The sequence below is a fragment of the Pseudomonas sp. CIP-10 genome, from assembly GCF_020911845.1.
Classification (GTDB): Bacteria; Pseudomonadota; Gammaproteobacteria; order Pseudomonadales; family Pseudomonadaceae; genus Aquipseudomonas; species Aquipseudomonas alloputida.
Genome location: NZ_CP087160.1, coordinates 2,007,748 through 2,024,391 on the forward strand (window position 1 = coordinate 2,007,748; position 16,644 = coordinate 2,024,391).

Genomic DNA, 16,644 nt, shown 5'->3' on the forward strand with positions numbered 1-16,644 from the left:
AGGGGTTGACGCTGTTTTAGAAATCGCTAGAATGGCACCCATCACGACGCGGGAATAGCTCAGTTGGTAGAGCACGACCTTGCCAAGGTCGGGGTCGCGAGTTCGAGTCTCGTTTCCCGCTCCAAATAAAGATCTACAGGTTTCAGTCGAAGTCTGTAAGTCGTTGAAAAAAGGCCCTTCGGGGCCTTTTTTCGTTCGAATGCATTCTGCCTCAATCCCCTCCCTCCACGAAATTCAAGTACAAACACCACAACGCGGCGCCCTGGCCGTGACGCCGTGGGCTACCTGGACATATCGCTGATCACGTCAGCGGGCATTTCAAAGATCTCGGCTGCGCTCAACAGGTCCACTGCGGACAGCAAGGCATCGGGATCGATTGGGTCTTCCAGGATCAGGGTGTGCTGGGTGTGATTGTCGGTCAGGCGCAGCGTGGGGGTGGCGTTGAATCCGTTCTCCAAGGTTTGCGCTTTTTGCGTGTCCACGACTTGGGCAGCCCGTTCGCCGGCCAGGCAGCGTTGCAGGGACGGGCCGATGTCCGGATAGTCGTGTCCAGCAGCCAACCCACGGCCGTTGCCTTGAGTATGCAGGTAGACCCAGAGCACCGTCCCCCAAACGCCTTCGCGCCCCTCACGCTGGCCCATGCATTCGATCAGTCGCGCTTCCCGACTGGCGGCCGGTTCATGCTGGGGGAGGGGCAGGTGATGCCAGGCCAGGTTGACGTGATCGTTGGTGACGATCCAGCGCTGCAATTGCGGCAGGTAGGCCTGGCAGTGCGGGCATTCGAGGTCGGCGTAGAGGGTGAGGGTGAAGCGCGCTTCGGGGTTGCCGTAGATCCGCGGCGGGCCATCATCGGCGGTGGAACGAAAAGGTAGCGGCAGCCACCAGCACAATGCCAAAACCGCGGCTGCGAGCCAGCCGCAGGCCCACTTTAGGTTGGTTGCACTCATCCGTTTGCGCATGTTGTTGCTCTTGGCAATTCCAGATCGAACGGCTCGAAACCGGTGCGCCGTTTCCATCCTGAGTCATGCGGAGGGCGGCATCGAGTCCACTGATGCCGAGTTGCTGCATGAGGCTATGACGCTGGCTTCCTCTACAGGTTCCGTCATCGCCAGTGCCAGATATGAACGGGTGGCACGGTGCGGAACAACGGCTACTCCTTTGTTTCAACGATGGACGCTGTGGGGTTGAACGCTTTCGATAGAAGTGGCGCCGCGGCGGTGTGGAAGTAAATTCACACAATGTCCCTCTACCCCTTGAAACGCATGGCCTGCAGGCAGCATGCGTCAGCGCAGGTGCAAGGCTGAACCTGGAAGCCCTGCTCAATCAGCCTGCTTTTCTGAGCTTCGGTTTTGCTGGCGAGGGGATTCGCGGTTTGATTCCTCAGGTAGGCCAAGGCGAATCGGGCAAGCGGCTGAAGCGTTACTCTCTGGTCCTGTTGCCTTGTCTTGCGTATCTGGATTGACGCACGAATCAACGGATTTTCCAGGCGATGACGGCGAGCAGATGATTGTGCAGGTTCTTAAGGAGCATGGCATTCTCGCTGATGTTTGCCATTTCCACTTTGGACCGCCCCCCTATCCTGAACGAGTTTACTCGATGCAGTACGGAGAGTCCGACTTGCCTAAGCGCTGATCAAGCCCAGAACCCAACCAGCACCAACGCCGCCACACCCAGCCCGACCGCAACCGAGCAGCTGCCCAGCGACAGCGCCGCCCGGCCTTGCCGATACCAGCCGTCATGGCCCAGTTGCCGTGCCGGCACCAGCAGGCTGCGCCACCGCAGTTCCGTATCGTGAAACGCTTGCAAGTTTGCCGTATCGGCATCCAGCCAGCGGCGGAAGTCGATACGCTCGCACGCCGTCACCTGCGGGCTCTGCAAGCGCACATACCATTGCCCGGCCACGCTCGCCAGCACATCCCGGCGCGAGCGGCCAGCCTGCAGCGCCTGGCCCATGTTGCGCTCGATACTCGCCAGTGGCAGGTCAAGGCGCGCAGCGATGCTGGCGAAGTCCAGCTGATCGAGGCGGTTGAGCAGGAATACTTGCTGTACGCGCCGTGGTAGCCGCTTCAGTGCGTGCAGCAGTGCATCGTCGGCGTCATGCTCGGCAACAGGATTGGGGTGCTCAAGGGGCAGCAGCAGACGGGTCATGGACAGCTCCTTGCTCTATAAAGGGGGAGGGAGGGGGCATCTTCCTTGATGCTGAACCAGCGTAGGTGAAACGAGATTGATTCTCAAGTGCTGATTCCGCAAAGTTTTGTAACGAGCGTTCACGCCCTGAAACACCTTTGCTATCATGCGCGCCATCACGATCTTCATTAGCCTGAAGAGCCAAAAAAAAGACCCGGCAAAAAGCCGGGTCAAAAACCGTGATTAGCCTGATGAGGAGATAATCTGAGAGCGACCTAAGCTTTCAGGTTATCCAGCGGATCTCGCGATCAGCTGAGTGCAATAATAATCGTTATCATTTGCCAGTCAAATGAATTTTCGCTAATCCGGTAAAAAAGTTTTACCGGCGCGCTTCCTTGTCCCGGCAATCGGGGCCTTTGCCGTTACCTGGCCATCACGTTCTCTCCCTTCTTTTTTGTCTATAAACCCGCTCACTCGGTGCGTTTGTGCTCCAGCAGTGCGCGAGCCATGTCCATCATGTGCATCAACGCGAACGTCAGTTCTCGCTGGCTGCCGTGCTGGTGAGTGGCGGTTTCCTGGGCGGTGGCTGCAGCGCAGCGCAGCAGGGCGATGGCGTGTTCCTGGGCCTGGTCGCCGGTTACGCCTTCGTGCAGGGTCCAGATTCTGTTGTCCAGGGTGGGCCGCGGTGGGTTGGGGTTGAGGTAATAGTCGAGCGCGCGGCGTGCGGCTTCGCTGTCGAGATCTGTTTCGTCGTTTTTCGATGGTTTCATGGCAATACCTGCTGATTTCCCTTCAAGCACACTGGAATCACAGAATAGGTCAAGCTGTACTATGTAGTGCCAAATAAATAATTCAGATTGTGTATTGCAGCGGTTAATACAGTCCGTATTGTTGCCGCTCATGGAAAACTGGAACGCATTTCTCAAGCGCTACAAGCGCGAACATAACCTCAGTCAGCTCCAACTGGCCGAGCGCCTGGGCATGACGCAGGGGGGCGTGGGGCATTGGCTGCGTGGCACGCGTCGGCCGACGCTGGAAACCATCAATGAAAAGCTGGAGAAGCTTGGGCTGGTGTTTCTGGAAGCCCAGGTCATGGTGGTCGAGCGCGACATCGTGCGTGAAGCGCAAGGGCTCTATACGGCCGAGCAGCCGGTTTCAGCCGAGGCGCTGCTCTATGCCAGCTTCCGCTTCCCGGTGCTGAGTTGGGCTGACCTGCAGGGGCCATTGCCTGAAACGAGCACGTCCCATGAGCAGACGGACTATATGCCCGCCGGCAATGCGTTCTGGCTGGTGGTGGAAAACGACTCGATGAACGCGGCCAGTGGTAAGAGCGTGCCCGAGGGCATGCGCGTGCTGGTGGATACCGGGCTGGAGGCACAGCCCGGCAGGTTGGTCATTGCACGGCAGCCGGGGCGCCCGGCGGTATTGCGGCAGTTGGTCGAAGAGGGTGGAGACAAGATGCTCAGGCCACTGAATACGCGCTATCCGACGGTTTTGTGTGAAGAAGGCTGCGCGTTTCTGGGAGTGGTGGTGCGGGTACATGGGGCCTTCTAGGCTGCCGGGTTGCTGCGAAGCTGTGTCACGCCACAAGGCCGCTATACGTGAGGGGCATGCCAGCCATGAACATGGATAAGTGGATTGCCCTCGTTCGCGACCGGATGGAGGAATTAGGGCTTACCCAAGAGCAGCTTGCCGAGCGCGTAGGCGTGTCGCAAGGCAGTGTAGGACATTGGGTGAACAAGCGGCGCCAACCGAAGCTCGAGTCGATGAACCGCACTTTGGTTGAGATTGGCATGCCCCACTACTGCGTCCGCTTGCAATTGCGTATTCACGGGCAGGCTGATGGCGAACGTTGTGTTTCTGGGGTGGATGACGATGATGACGAACCCGACCTCATGCGATACATCGTCTGCTTCCGTTACCCGGTGCTGGGTTGGAGTGAGTTAGAGGCTGCAACGGCTGTAGAGCCTGCTGTTTTCGAGCAGACTGACTACCTGGCACAGGGCAAGGCGTTCTGGCTAACCGTGGAAAACGATGCCATGAGCGCTGTCAGTGGCCGCAGTGTGCCGCAGGGCATGCGGATGCTGGTGGACCCAGGTGTAGAGGCTGAGGCGGGGCGTTTGGTTATCGCTCGTCAGCCCGGCAAACCGGCGATTTTCCGCGAGCTGGCCGAGGAAGGTGGGCAGCGTTATCTGAAGGCATTGAACAGTAACTACCCGGCGCTGTTGTGCGAAGAGGGTTGCGAATTTCTTGGGGTGGTCGTGCGGGTGCATGGGGCCTTTTGAAAGGGTTTGAGTAGCGGCGGCAACGGTGAACGGCGGATGGAGATTGGCCAGCAGTCACGGCCTCTTCGCGGGTGAACCCGCTCCTACAGGACGGGCTGTGTCCAACCTCCGGTGTGTGTCCACCACCAATCTGCGTAGGAGCGGGTTTACCCGCGAATACGGTAGCGGCGGCAACCGTGAACGGCGGGTGGAAATTGGCCAGCAGGCACGGCCTCTTCGCGGGTGAACCCGCTCCTACGGGCTGTTGCAGGGGCGGCCTTGTGTTGCGTTAGGGCCGCAAAGCGGCCCTCCGGCACCGTTATTCCACCAGTTCGACCAGCACAGTCCCTTCGCTGACCATGTCCCCCTCCAGGCAGAACAGCGCCTTCACTGTGCCGGCATGCGGCGCACGAATGCTGTGCTCCATCTTCATGGCCTCCAGTACCACCAGCGCAGTACCGGCTTCCACCACCTGCCCAGGTTCGACCAGCACCCGCACGATACTGCCGTTCATGGGCGCACCCAGCCCACCCTGATGGCTGTGGCTGGCTTCGGCCTCGGCAATCGGGTCGAAGGCTTCGATGGCATGCATTTCGCCATCCCAGTGCAGGTACAGCGTGCCACCCCGACGGATTGCCAGATGCTGGCGACGCACGCCGTTCTGGTCATGCACCAACTGCTCACCTTGCAGCTGCCAGGTAGAAGCAGCGCTGCGTTCCAGGGCCACTGCCTGATCGTGCCCAGCACTCACCAGATGCAAGCTGCTGCGTGCCGGCAGGCCCAAGCGCAGTCCATTACGCCCGCTCCACGGCGAATGGCGATCGTCTTCGCGCTGATGCCCCGCCTGGCCCTGCAGCCAGGCTTCGGCTGCCGCCTCCCAAAAGCCGGCCGGCAGCGCACGTGGCGCCGGCAGCAGCACATCCTGGTGGCGGGGAATGAAGCCGGTGTCCAGCTCTGCCGCCGCGAACGCAGGGTGCGCGAGAATGCGGCGCAGGAAGGCGATGTTGGTCTTCAATCCGCCAATGGCAAACTCGTCGAGCATGGCCAGCAAGCGCAGGCGTGCCTGTTCGCGGTTTTCACCCCAGGCGATCAGCTTGCCCAGCATCGGGTCGTAGAACGGCGACACCACATCGCCTTCGCTGACCCCACTGTCCACCCGCCGGCCTTCGCCAGGTGCCGATTCACGGTACAGCGCCAATTTGCCGGTCGCGGGTAAAAAATCGTTGGCCGGGTCTTCGGCATACAGGCGCACTTCGATGGCATGGCCGATCAGCGGCACCTGTTCCTGTGTGATCGGCAGGGCTTCGCCGCAGGCCACGCGAATTTGCCAGGCAACAAGGTCCAGGCCGGTGATGGCCTCGGTGACCGGGTGTTCCACCTGCAGGCGGGTGTTCATCTCCATGAAGAAGAATTCGCCACGTGCATCAAGCAGAAACTCCACGGTGCCAGCACCCACGTAACCGATAGCCTGGGCGGCACGCACCGCCGCTTCGCCCATGGCCCGGCGCAGTTCGGGCGACAGGCCGGGGGCAGGGGCCTCTTCCACCACCTTCTGATGGCGACGCTGAATGGAACAGTCGCGTTCGTTAAGGTACAGGCAGTTACCGTGCTGGTCGGCAAACACCTGGATTTCGACATGGCGCGGCTTGAGCACGTACTTTTCCACCAGCATGCGCGCATCGCCGAACGACGACTGTGCCTCACGCTGGGCCGACGCCAGGGCGTCGGCCAACTGGCTTTCTTCCTCGACCACTTTCATGCCCTTGCCACCGCCGCCAGCGCTGGCCTTGAGCAGCACCGGGTAGCCGATGCGTTCGGCCGCGGCGCGGAAGGTGTCCAGGTCCTGGGCCTCGCCGTGGTAGCCCGGAACCAACGGCACGCCGGCGGCCTCCATCAGCGCCTTGGCTGCCGATTTGCTGCCCATGGCGTCGATGGCGCTGGCCGGTGGGCCGAGGAATATCAGCCCGGCCTGCTCGATGGCGCGGGCGAAACCTGCGTTCTCGGACAGAAAGCCATAACCTGGGTGGATGGCCTGGGCGCCGCTGGCCTTGGCGGCGGCCAGCAGCTTGTCGACCAGCAGGTAGCTTTCGGCAGCCTTGGTGCCGCCCAGGTCGACGCGGATGTCGGCTTCGCGGCTGTGACGGGCGTCACGGTCGGTGGCGCTGTGCACGGCGACAGTGGTCAGGCCCATGGCCTTGGCGGTGCGCATCACCCGGCAAGCGATTTCGCCGCGGTTGGCGACCAGCAGGGTGGTCAAAGCGGGGCGGCTCATGGGCGCGGCTCCTTCTTGTCAACGGTTTGCCAGGCAGGGCGGCGTTTTTCCAGGAAAGCGCGCAGGCCCTCCTGGCCTTCGGCGCTGACGCGGATACGGGCGATGGTGTTTTCGCAGTAACGGCGCAGGGCCGGGCTGAGTTCGCCGTCGTCCACTTCGCGCAGCAAGTCCTTGGTGGCGCGCAATGCTTGTGGGCTGTTCTGCAGCAGGTTGCTTACCCAGGCTTCGACGTGGTCGTCCAGTTCGCTGGCCGGGTACACCTCGGCCAGCAGGCCCAGCTCGCGGGCGCGCACGCCAGTGAAACGCTCGGCGGTGAGGGCGTAGCGGCGCGCGGCGCGTTCGCCAATGGCCTTGACCACGAACGGGCTGATGACCGCCGGGGCCAGGCCGATGCGTACTTCCGACAGGCACAGCTGGGCGTCTTCGGCGCCGATGGCCATGTCGCAGCAGCTGATCAGGCCCAGCGCGCCGCCAAAGGCTGCGCCTTGCACCACGGCCAGGGTCGGGGCCTTGAGGCGATGCAGGGCGTACATCAGCTCGCCCAGTTCGTGGGCATCATCCAGGTTGGTGTTGAAGTCCAGTTGCGCCGACTGCTGCATCCAGGCCAGGTCGGCACCGGCGCTGAAATGCCGGCCACGGCCACGCAGCAGCACAAAGCGCAGGCTGGCGTCTTCGGCCAACTGGTCGATGGCCACGATCAGCTCGCGGATCATCTGCGCGTTGAAGGCGTTGTTCTTGTCCTCGCGGCTTAACCACAGGGTGGCAAAGCCGCGCGGGTCGCGGATCACTTCAAGGGTGCTGAAATCGCTCATGGGTCACATCCGGAAAATGCCGAAGCGGCTCTGTTCGATCGGCGCGTTCAGCGCGGCAGACAACGCCAGGCCGAGGACGTCGCGGGTCTGTGCCGGGTCGATGACGCCGTCGTCCCACAGGCGGGCGCTGGAATAATAGGGGTGGCCCTGACGCTCGTACTGGTCGAGGATCGGCTGCTTGAGCCTGGCTTCGTCTTCGGCACTGAATGGCTGGCCGCTGCGTTCGCTCTGCTCGCGCTTGACCTGGGCCAGCACCCCGGCGGCCTGTTCGGCGCCCATCACGCCAATCCGTGCGTTGGGCCACATCCACAGGAAGCGCGGGTCGTAGGCGCGGCCGCACATGCCGTAGTTGCCGGCACCAAAGCTGCCGCCGATGATCACCGTGAACTTCGGCACCTGGGCGCAGGCCACGGCGGTGACCAGCTTGGCGCCGTGCTTGGCGATGCCGCCTTCTTCGTACTTCTTGCCCACCATGAAACCGGTGATGTTCTGCAGGAACAGCAGCGGGATGCCGCGCTGGCAGGCCAGTTCGATGAAGTGCGCACCTTTTTGCGCGGCCTCGGCGAACAGGATGCCGTTGTTGGCCAGGATCGCCACCGGGTAGCCATGCAGGTGGGCGAAACCGCACACCAGCGTGGTACCGAACAGCGCCTTGAACTCATCGAACACCGAGCCATCGACCAGGCGGGCGATCACCTCGCGCACGTCGAACGGTTGCTTGGCATCGGCCGGCACCACGCCGTACAGCTCATCGGCCGCATACAGCGGTGCCACCGGTGCCAGGCGTTGTAGCTTGCCCTGCTTGTGCCAGTTGAGGTTGGCCACGCTGCGCCGGGCCAGGGCCAGGGCATGTTCGTCGTTGTCGGCATAGTGGTCGGCCACGCCGCTGGTGCGGCAATGCACATCGGCGCCCCCCAAGTCTTCGGCGCTCACCACTTCACCGGTGGCGGCTTTTACCAACGGCGGCCCGGCGAGGAAGATGGTCGCCTGCTGGCGCACCATGATCGCTTCGTCGGCCATGGCCGGCACGTAGGCGCCGCCAGCGGTGCACGAGCCCATCACCACGGCGATCTGCGGGATGCCTTGCGCGCTCATGTTGGCCTGGTTGAAGAAGATGCGCCCGAAATGCTCGCGGTCGGGGAACACTTCGTCCTGGCGTGGCAAGTTGGCGCCGCCGGAGTCCACCAGATAGATGCACGGCAGGCGGTTCTGCAGGGCGATGGTTTGTGCACGCAGGTGCTTCTTCACCGTCAGCGGGTAGTACGAACCGCCTTTTACCGTGGCGTCGTTGGCCACGATCATGCATTCCACGCCTTCCACGCGGCCGATGCCGGCAATCACGCCCGCCGCTGGCACGTCTTCGCCGTACACCTCATGGGCGGCCAACTGGCCGATTTCGAGGAACGGCGAGCCCGGGTCCAGCAGGCGGTCGATACGCTCGCGCGGCAGCAGTTTGCCACGCGAGGTATGCCGTTCCTGGGCCTTGGGCCCGCCGCCCTGGGCAACCTGGGCGAGCAAGCCGCGCAGGGCCTGGACCTGTTCGAGCATGGCCGCGCTGTTGACGGCAAATTCTGCCGAACGCGGGTTGATCTGGGTGTGCAAGGTAGCCATGTGCGCCCGTCCCTTATGTTCAGCGGGTTTCGTTGAACAGTTCGCGGCCGATCAGCATCCGGCGGATTTCGCTGGTGCCGGCACCGATTTCGTACAGTTTGGCGTCGCGCAACAGGCGCCCAGCCGGGAATTCGTTGATATAGCCGTTGCCGCCAAGAATCTGGATCGCCTCCAGGGCCATTTGCGTGGCGCGCTCGGCGGTGTACAGGATCACCCCGGCAGCATCCTTGCGGGTGGTCTCGCCACGGTCGCAGGCCTGGGCCACGGCATACAGGTAGGCGCGGCTGGCGTTCAGCTGGGTGTACATGTCGGCAATCTTGCCCTGGATCAGCTGGAACTCGCCGATGCTCTGGCCGAATTGCTTGCGGTCGTGGATATACGGCACCACCAGGTCCATGCAGCTTTGCATGATGCCGGTCGGGCCGCCGGACAGCACCACACGTTCGTAGTCCAGGCCGCTCATCAGGACGCGCACGCCGCCGTTAAGCTGGCCCAGAATGTTCTCTGCCGGCACTTCCACGCCGTCGAAGAACAGCTCGCAGGTGTTGGACCCACGCATGCCCAGCTTGTCGAACTTGTTGCTGCGGCTGAAGCCCTTCCAGTCACGCTCGACGATGAACGCGGTGATGCCGTGCGCACCCTTGTCCAGGTCGGTCTTGGCGTAAATCACGTAGGTGTTGGCGTCTGGACCGTTGGTGATCCAGGTCTTGCTGCCGTTGAGCACGTAGTGATCGCCGCGTTTTTCTGCGCGCAGTTTCATCGACACCACGTCGGAGCCGGCATTGGGCTCGCTCATGGCCAAGGCGCCGATGTGCTCGCCGCTGATCAGCTTGGGCAGGTACTTGAGCTTCTGCTCATGGGTGCCGTTGCGGTTGATCTGGTTGACGCACAGGTTGGAATGGGCGCCGTAGGACAGCGCCACCGAGGCGGAGCCACGGCTGATTTCTTCCATCGACACCACATGGGCCAGGTAGCCCAGGCCAGCGCCACCGTACTCTTCCGGTACGGTGATGCCCAGCAGGCCCATGTCACCGAACTTGCGCCACATGTCGGCGGGGAACAGGTTGTCGTGGTCGATCTGCGCGGCCCTTGGGGCCAGTTCAGCGGCGACGAAGGTGCGCACCTGGTCGCGGAGCATGTCGATGGTCTCGCCCAGGGCGAAGTTCAGGGAGGGGTAATGCATGCTGGGGCACCTTCTTGTTCTTGGAAATTGGGTAACACCGTAGCTCAAAGCCTAACCGCCGACCCCTGTAGGAGCGGGCTTGCCCGCGAATGCGTCAGCAGGACCACCGTCATTGCCTGGGTGATCGCATTCGCGGGCAAGCCCGCTCCTGCAAGGGTCGGCGTCATGCCGGAGGTTCCGGTATCGTTCATCACCTTTACGTTAACGTAAACCTGCGGGGAGGCACTGTCAATCCACTCGTCACCTTTACGTAAACGTAAATCTGCGCCAGAGTATTCCCGCTTGCTTCAGCCGTGCCCAAAACAACCACAAGAAGGGACACCCATGAGTCAACCGAGCTATACCCGCGGTCGCCAGGACCGACCCTTGCTGACCCAGACCATCGGCCAGGCCTTCGATGCCACCGTGGCCCGCTGTTGCGACAGCGAGGCCCTGGTGTCCCGCCACCAGGGCCTGCGTTACAGCTGGCGGCAGTTGGCCGAACAGGTCGAAATATATGCCCGCGCCCTGATCGCACTGGGCGTGAACACTGGCGATCGTGTTGGCATCTGGTCGCCCAACTGCGCCCAGTGGTGCATCTTGCAGCTGGCCAGTGCCAAGGTCGGTGCCATCCTGGTCAACATCAACCCGGCCTACCGTGTGGGCGAACTGGAATACGTGTTGCGTCAGTCCGGCTGCCGCTGGCTGGTCTGCGCTGAAACCTTCAAGACGTCTGATTACCACGCCATGGTGCAGGCGCTGATACCTGAGCTTACCAGCGCCCGGCCTGGTGAGCTGGCCAGTGAATGCCTGCCCCAGTTGCGTGGCGTCATCAGCCTGGCCGCCAACCCGCCTGCCGGTTTCCTGCCCTGGCACGCACTGGCCGAGCGGGCAGGGCAGACGTCTGCCGAAGCCTTCACCGCCCGTCAGCAAAGCCTGCAATTCGACCAGCCGGTGAACATCCAGTACACCTCAGGCACCACCGGTGCGCCCAAAGGTGCCACGCTCAGTCACTACAACATCCTCAACAACGGTTTCATGGTGGGTGAAAGCCTAGGCCTGACGGCCCGCGACCGTATGGTGATCCCGGTGCCGCTGTACCATTGCTTCGGCATGGTCATGGCCAACCTCGGCTGCATCACCCACGGCAGCACCATGATCTACCCCAACGACGCCTTCGACGCCGAGCTCACCCTGCGCGCCGTGGCCGAGGAGCGTGCCAGTATCCTGTACGGCGTACCGACCATGTTCATCGCCATGCTCGACCACCCGTCGCGCGCGCAGATGGACCTGTCCACCCTGCGCAGCGGCATCATGGCCGGCGCCACCTGCCCGATCGAGGTGATGCGCCGGGTCATCGACCAGATGCACATGGCTGAAGTGCAGATCGCCTACGGCATGACCGAAACCAGCCCGGTGTCACTGCAGACCGGCCCGGACGATGACCTGGAGCTGCGCGTGACCACCGTCGGCCGCACCCAGCCTCAGCTGGAAAACAAACTGGTGGACACTGATGGCTGCATCGTCGCCCGCGGCGAGATTGGCGAGCTGTGCACCCGCGGCTACAGCGTGATGCTGGGCTACTGGGACAACCCCCAGGCCACGGCGGATGCCATCGACCCGGCCGGCTGGATGCATTCGGGTGACCTGGCGGTGATGGATGAGCAGGGCTATGTGCGCATCGTCGGGCGCAACAAGGACATGATCATTCGCGGCGGCGAGAACATTTACCCGCGTGAGCTGGAAGAGTTTTTCTACACCCACCCGGCGGTGGCCGATGCGCAGGTGATCGGCATTCCGTGCAGCCGCTATGGCGAAGAGATCGTCGCCTGGATCAAGCTGCACCCAGGGCACAGCGCCACGGCCGAGGAGCTGCAGGGCTGGTGCAAGGCGCGCATTGCCCACTTCAAGGTGCCGCGGTATATCCGTTTCGTTGACGAATACCCGATGACAGTGACGGGCAAGGTGCAGAAGTTCCGGATGCGGGAGATCAGTGTCGCAGAAATTTCGGCTGTTTCTGCAGGTTGATGCACTGGGTTATCCGGCCTCTTCGCGGGTGAACCCACGATGAGGCCAAGCCATGCCAGCATGAGATTTCGGATCTACCCTTACATCGGCTCGATAGTAAGGTCACTGCATACCAGGAAGAGTTGCATTCCTCAGCTTTCCACGTCGCTCGTCGTGGTCAAAGACAGAGGTCACCCTTTGGCAAGCGCACTCACCTTCGAACTGCTAAGGAATGGAAACTATCATCGCCATTGAGAAAGGATTCAGCATCTCTTATTCCCCATTGTGCCGATGACAGGTCTCTATGCTCGAGCCACCCAGTATTGTACCTCCAGCTATGCTCTTCCCGGAACGGCGCGTAGGCGTTTATCAAGCTTTCATCTAAGAGGGTTAAGTAGTTAATGTGCCTATCGGTTAAAATAACATCATTAGCATACCGTTGCGTGCGGCCGCCTAATATATTCTTCGTGTGCTCTGAAAACGCCTTGTTACTAGCCTTGATGAGCTTTTCCCGGACGAAGGGGTTTTTACGAACGGCGGTATTATCCAATTTTTTCAGATCCTTTGTCACGGCATTGAATAGATCAACTTCATGATCTAAGAGGTCCAGAGCGATATCGACTCCCTGCACCTTCTCATTCTCCCGCATTGCGTTCCTATAGGATTTTACTTGATGCGATGTGTTGCCAATACCAAATTGCCCTTTCGCGGTGACCCTCCCAGAACGAGGGGTGTTCCCAGTCCGCCCAATCGGCACCCCGGCTGTGCCCTGGGGGTCGCCGTAGTTAACAGGGTCGCCATTACAATAGGCATACGCGTTCAGTCCACCGAGCCCAAACGGGCTCAGGCTATCGGGGCTGGAGAATCGCATTAACCCAGGAAAGAATGCCCGATAGCCCTGGCCTAAGTGGTAGCAATTGGCGTGAATATCAAACGGAACACCATTGAAACCAGTGGCGATGGCCGCGTCGCCGATCCCCCCCCTGTGGCCATAGGGGGTAAAGCATATCGGCTGAGGGCTTTGAGTGTGTGGCGTTGATGGGGGCATTCATGACTCCTTTGCTTCGCGCAGTTGTCGGCTTGCTTCTTGAAAGTGCTGTGATTTCGCCTCGGTCTATGTACGGCCAAGCCAAGCCGCTTTTAGTAGGGTAATCACGGGAAGCATGCTCTAAAGTAGAGCACCTGTGCTACTGGCAGAAATGTCAGTTGTATTGAACTCTGTGTAAATCCTAGGCTAATGGATTTAATAGCTTTCGCGACTCAGTGATCCAGTAACGGTCAGTCCTAGCGGCGAGCACAGTTAAACCGCGTCAACATGAATGATGTGCTGGGCTGTCCGGCCCCTATTTCGCGGTTAAACGTGCACACAATGATCGCGCTCGACCCAGGCCACCGCGGACGCTATCGACCCGGCCGGCTGGATGCATTCGGGTGACTTGGCGGTGATGGACGAGCAGGGCTATGTGCGCATCGTCGGGCGCAACAAGGACATGATCATTCGCGGCGGCGAGAACATTTACCCGCGTGAGCTGGAAGAGTTTTTCTACACCCACCCGGCGGTGGCCGATGCGCAGGTGATCGGCATTCCGTGCAGCCGCTATGGCGAAGAGATCGTCGCCTGGATCAAGCTGCACCCGGGGCACAGCGCCACGGCCGAGGAGCTGCAGGGCTGGTGCAAGGCGCGCATTGCCCACTTCAAGGTGCCGCGGTATATCCGCTTCGTCGACGAGTACCCGATGACGGTGACGGGGAAGGTGCAAAAGTTCCGGATGCGTGAGATCAGTGTGGCGGAGATTGCGGCTGCATCTGCGGGTTGATGTGCTGGCGCGGCCGGCCTCTTCGCGGGTAAACCCGCTCCTACACCGACCGCGCCGCATTCAAGGCCGGCACGGTCCCTCGTAGGAGCGGGTTTACCCGCGAAGAGGCCGGCCCGATCAATGCAAGATCTTCACCTTGCCAAGCACCTGGTCATCCTCAACCTCTCAACGGAGCAGTGGAGATCGCTGTTCATGCCGGTGCCGTGGTCTACCCTTAAGCCTTCACCGGTGGCTCCTGGCTCGGCGGGTCGCCCACTGTCGGCGGCACGGTCGGCTTGATCGGCAGCTCGTCCGGGTCTTCTTCCGGTACGGGTGGCGGCAAGCTTGGGTCGTCGATGTTGGGATCGGGGGTTTCCGGTGGAATGGGAATGTTCATGGCCTGACCTCGCGTGGGTGGGTGAAGAGGTGCTGTAGGCTCTGACCGCTGGCAGCTGCCGTTCGCTCAATTATTTTGAACCCCCCGCCTGTGCCCGGCTCTGAACCCTTACCGCCACCAGCCTGAGGGAGCAAGGTCGATGTCACGAAACGAGCCCTTTGAAAGCGTGCCCATGGCGAACGATCACCCGGACCAGGCCATTAGCCTGGCCCAGGCGCTGTTGGCGCCACGCATCGTGATCGAAGACACCCAACCTGTGCTCGACGCTGGCAGCTTCGCCGCCAAGGCCGTCAGCGGCCAGCCCGTGACAGTCAGCACCAAGGCCTACAGCGACGGCCACGACCGCCTGGCGGTGATGCTCAACTGGCGCCAGGCGCACAGCAGGCGCTGGCATTGCGTGTCGATGCAGGCGGCGGGCAACGACCTGTGGCTGGCCGAATTCACCCCCACCGAGCTGGGCCCGCACTTGTTCAGTATCGAGGCCTGGATCGACCCGTTTGCCACCTATTGCCACGACCTGGAGAAGAAGTACCACGCCGGCGTCGAGGTAAAACTGGAATTGGAAGAAGGCCGTTTGATGCTGGGCAAAGGCATCGAGCTGTGCAGCGGCGCCCTGCGCGAAGAGCTCGAGGCCGTGCAACACCGCCTGGCCACCCTCAGTACCGATGACCAGGTAGCCGTCTTTCTCGACCCGACCACCGCCCGCCTGATGGGCGAAGCCGAACACCGCAGCTACCTGACCCGCAGCCCTGAGTTTCCCCTTGATGTCGACCGCCCGGCCGCCCTGTTCGCCAGCTGGTACGAGCTGTTCCCGCGCTCGATGACCGACGACCCGCAGCGCCACGGCACCTTCAACGACGTGCACGAACGGCTGCCGATGATCCGCGACATGGGCTTCGACGTCCTGTACTTCCCGCCCATCCACCCCATCGGCATGCAACATCGCAAGGGCCGCAACAACGCCCTCAAGGCCGAGCCGGGCGACCCGGGCAGCCCTTATGCCATCGGCAGCCCGGAAGGCGGCCACGAGGCTATTCACCCGCAACTGGGCAGCCGCGATGACTTCCGCCGTCTGGTGGCGGCGGCGGCGGAACACGGCCTGGAAATTGCCCTCGATTTCGCCATCCAGTGCTCCCAGGACCACCCCTGGCTCAAGGAGCACCCGGGCTGGTTCAGCTGGCGCCCGGACGGCACCATCCGCTACGCTGAAAACCCGCCGAAAAAGTACCAGGACATCGTCAACGTCGATTTCTATGCGCCGGAGGCCGTGCCCTCGCTGTGGCTGGCCCTGCGCGATGTGGTGGTCGGCTGGGTCGAGGAGGGCGTAAAGACGTTCCGCGTCGACAACCCGCACACCAAGCCGCTGCCGTTCTGGCAATGGCTCATCGCCAATGTGCGCAGCCAGCACCCCGACGTCATCTTCCTTGCCGAAGCCTTTACCAAACCGGCGATGATGGCGCGCCTGGGCAAGGTCGGCTACGCACAGAGCTATACCTACTTCACCTGGCGCAACCACAAGCAGGAGCTGCGCGAATATTTCGAGCAGCTCAACCAGCCGCCGTGGAGCCAGTGCTACCGGCCCAACTTCTTCGTCAACACGCCGGACATCAACCCGTTCTTCCTGCACACCTCCGGCCGCGCAGGTTTCCTTATCCGTGCCGCGCTGGCGACCATGGGCTCAGGCTTGTGGGGCATGTATTCGGGCTTCGAGCTGTGCGAGGGCACGCCGTTGCCGGGCAAGGAGGAGTACCTGGATTCGGAGAAGTACGAAATCCGCCCACGCGACTTCACCCAGCCCGGCAACATCATCGCCGAGATCGCCCAGCTCAACCGCATCCGCCGGCAGAACCGCGCCTTGCAAACCCACCTGGGTGTGGCCTTCTTCAATTGCTGGAACGACAACATCCTGTACTTCGCCAAGCGTACGCCCGAGCGTGACAACTACATCCTGGTGGCCGTCAGCCTCGACCCGCACAACGCCCAGGAGGCGCATTTCGAGTTGCCACTGTGGGAGCTGGGGCTGGACGACAACGCCGAAACCCAGGGTGAAGACCTGATGAACGGCCACCGCTGGTCGTGGTACGGCAAGACCCAATGGATGCGCATAGAGCCCTGGCACCTGCCGTTCGGCATCTGGCGCATCGAGAAAGCCCGTTAACAAGGCTCAGACTGTGCCCCTGTAGGAGCGGGTTTACC

13 protein-coding genes, 1 tRNA gene and 1 pseudogene are annotated in these 16,644 nt (G+C 61.9%); 6 read left to right on the forward strand and 9 right to left on the reverse strand.

From position 1 onward, the window contains the following. Positions 1 to 48 precede the first annotated feature (48 nt). Positions 49 to 124: transfer RNA gene (locus LMH93_RS08950), tRNA-Gly, on the forward strand. Between the two features lie 157 nt (positions 125 to 281). Here LMH93_RS08950 and LMH93_RS08955 read toward each other — a convergent pair. From LMH93_RS08955 to LMH93_RS08965, 3 genes are all read right to left on the reverse strand, one after another. After that, positions 282 to 959, reverse strand: coding sequence for a DsbA family protein (locus LMH93_RS08955; protein WP_185279584.1), 678 nt, complete (start codon positions 957 to 959; stop codon positions 282 to 284). Positions 960 to 1,632: 673 nt separating this feature from the next. After that, positions 1,633 to 2,148: a DUF4880 domain-containing protein gene (locus LMH93_RS08960; protein WP_230065020.1), complete on the reverse strand. Its 516-nt coding sequence runs from the start codon at positions 2,146 to 2,148 to the stop codon at positions 1,633 to 1,635. 449 nt (positions 2,149 to 2,597) lie between these two features. Then, positions 2,598 to 2,897: a DUF6124 family protein gene (locus tag LMH93_RS08965; protein WP_003251328.1), complete on the reverse strand. Its 300-nt coding sequence runs from the start codon at positions 2,895 to 2,897 to the stop codon at positions 2,598 to 2,600. 130 nt (positions 2,898 to 3,027) lie between these two features. Between LMH93_RS08965 and LMH93_RS08970 the strand changes: the two genes are divergently transcribed. Further along, positions 3,028 to 3,681, forward strand: a complete 654-nt coding sequence (locus LMH93_RS08970) for a LexA family protein (RefSeq protein WP_003251326.1) — start codon at positions 3,028 to 3,030, stop codon at positions 3,679 to 3,681. 65 nt (positions 3,682 to 3,746) lie between these two features. Then, positions 3,747 to 4,412 carry a LexA family transcriptional regulator gene (locus tag LMH93_RS08975; protein WP_014755936.1) on the forward strand — a complete coding sequence of 222 codons (666 nt, stop codon included), beginning with the start codon at positions 3,747 to 3,749 and terminating at the stop codon, positions 4,410 to 4,412. A 298-nt stretch (positions 4,413 to 4,710) separates the two neighbouring features. On the opposite strand, the gene LMH93_RS08980 is transcribed toward LMH93_RS08975, so the two are convergent. From LMH93_RS08980 to LMH93_RS08995, 4 genes are read right to left on the reverse strand one after another with little or no spacing between them, the layout of a single operon-like run. After that, a complete protein-coding gene (locus LMH93_RS08980; RefSeq protein WP_004576463.1) occupies positions 4,711 to 6,663 on the reverse strand; it encodes an acetyl/propionyl/methylcrotonyl-CoA carboxylase subunit alpha in 1,953 nt (650 codons plus the stop codon). Then, positions 6,660 to 7,475 carry a gamma-carboxygeranoyl-CoA hydratase gene (locus LMH93_RS08985; protein WP_003251320.1) on the reverse strand — a complete coding sequence of 272 codons (816 nt, stop codon included), beginning with the start codon at positions 7,473 to 7,475 and terminating at the stop codon, positions 6,660 to 6,662. The genes LMH93_RS08980 and LMH93_RS08985 overlap by 4 nt, the downstream gene beginning before the upstream one ends. Positions 7,476 to 7,478: 3 nt before the next feature. Continuing rightward, positions 7,479 to 9,086 (reverse strand): carboxyl transferase domain-containing protein, encoded by a 1,608-nt coding sequence (locus LMH93_RS08990; protein WP_004576464.1) that lies wholly within the window; start codon positions 9,084 to 9,086, stop codon positions 7,479 to 7,481. A 19-nt stretch (positions 9,087 to 9,105) separates the two neighbouring features. Beyond that, positions 9,106 to 10,269, reverse strand: a complete 1,164-nt coding sequence (locus LMH93_RS08995; RefSeq protein WP_003251317.1) for an isovaleryl-CoA dehydrogenase — start codon at positions 10,267 to 10,269, stop codon at positions 9,106 to 9,108. 324 nt (positions 10,270 to 10,593) lie between these two features. Between LMH93_RS08995 and LMH93_RS09000 the strand changes: the two genes are divergently transcribed. Beyond that, complete coding sequence (locus LMH93_RS09000; protein WP_230065021.1) at positions 10,594 to 12,276, forward strand: AMP-binding protein; 1,683 nt, start codon at positions 10,594 to 10,596, stop codon at positions 12,274 to 12,276. A gap of 190 nt (positions 12,277 to 12,466) precedes the next feature. Here the strand turns inward: LMH93_RS09000 and LMH93_RS09005 are convergent, their stop codons facing one another. Next, complete coding sequence (locus LMH93_RS09005; protein WP_070095825.1) at positions 12,467 to 13,303, reverse strand: RHS repeat-associated core domain-containing protein; 837 nt, start codon at positions 13,301 to 13,303, stop codon at positions 12,467 to 12,469. 337 nt (positions 13,304 to 13,640) lie between these two features. Here LMH93_RS09005 and LMH93_RS09010 point away from each other — a divergent pair. Further along, a pseudogene (locus LMH93_RS09010) lies at positions 13,641 to 14,072 on the forward strand (AMP-binding enzyme); the annotation flags it as partial. A 214-nt stretch (positions 14,073 to 14,286) separates the two neighbouring features. On the opposite strand, the gene LMH93_RS09015 reads toward LMH93_RS09010, so the two are convergent. Further along, complete coding sequence (locus LMH93_RS09015; RefSeq protein WP_003251307.1) at positions 14,287 to 14,448, reverse strand: hypothetical protein; 162 nt, start codon at positions 14,446 to 14,448, stop codon at positions 14,287 to 14,289. 139 nt (positions 14,449 to 14,587) lie between these two features. On the opposite strand from LMH93_RS09015, the gene LMH93_RS09020 reads away from it, so the two are divergent. Beyond that, complete coding sequence (locus LMH93_RS09020) at positions 14,588 to 16,606, forward strand: alpha-1,4-glucan--maltose-1-phosphate maltosyltransferase (protein ID WP_230065022.1); 2,019 nt, start codon at positions 14,588 to 14,590, stop codon at positions 16,604 to 16,606. Positions 16,607 to 16,644: the final 38 nt, after the last annotated feature.

What these genes read in the sequence shown, in the direction of transcription:
- LMH93_RS09015 (WP_003251307.1), bottom strand. Translation starts at nt 14,448, where the DNA reads ATGAACATTCCCATTCCACCGGAAACCCCCGATCCCAACATCGACGAC.
- LMH93_RS09000 (WP_230065021.1), top strand. Translation starts at nt 10,594, where the DNA reads ATGAGTCAACCGAGCTATACCCGCGGTCGCCAGGACCGACCCTTGCTG.
- LMH93_RS08955 (WP_185279584.1), bottom strand. Translation starts at nt 959, where the DNA reads ATGCGCAAACGGATGAGTGCAACCAACCTAAAGTGGGCCTGCGGCTGG.
- LMH93_RS08985 (WP_003251320.1), bottom strand. Translation starts at nt 7,475, where the DNA reads ATGAGCGATTTCAGCACCCTTGAAGTGATCCGCGACCCGCGCGGCTTT.
- LMH93_RS08975 (WP_014755936.1), top strand. Translation starts at nt 3,747, where the DNA reads ATGAACATGGATAAGTGGATTGCCCTCGTTCGCGACCGGATGGAGGAA.
- LMH93_RS09020 (WP_230065022.1), top strand. Translation starts at nt 14,588, where the DNA reads ATGTCACGAAACGAGCCCTTTGAAAGCGTGCCCATGGCGAACGATCAC.
- LMH93_RS08970 (WP_003251326.1), top strand. Translation starts at nt 3,028, where the DNA reads ATGGAAAACTGGAACGCATTTCTCAAGCGCTACAAGCGCGAACATAAC.
- LMH93_RS08960 (WP_230065020.1), bottom strand. Translation starts at nt 2,148, where the DNA reads ATGACCCGTCTGCTGCTGCCCCTTGAGCACCCCAATCCTGTTGCCGAG.
- LMH93_RS08995 (WP_003251317.1), bottom strand. Translation starts at nt 10,269, where the DNA reads ATGCATTACCCCTCCCTGAACTTCGCCCTGGGCGAGACCATCGACATG.
- LMH93_RS09005 (WP_070095825.1), bottom strand. Translation starts at nt 13,303, where the DNA reads ATGCCCCCATCAACGCCACACACTCAAAGCCCTCAGCCGATATGCTTT.
- LMH93_RS08980 (WP_004576463.1), bottom strand. Translation starts at nt 6,663, where the DNA reads ATGAGCCGCCCCGCTTTGACCACCCTGCTGGTCGCCAACCGCGGCGAA.
- LMH93_RS08990 (WP_004576464.1), bottom strand. Translation starts at nt 9,086, where the DNA reads ATGGCTACCTTGCACACCCAGATCAACCCGCGTTCGGCAGAATTTGCC.
- LMH93_RS08965 (WP_003251328.1), bottom strand. Translation starts at nt 2,897, where the DNA reads ATGAAACCATCGAAAAACGACGAAACAGATCTCGACAGCGAAGCCGCA.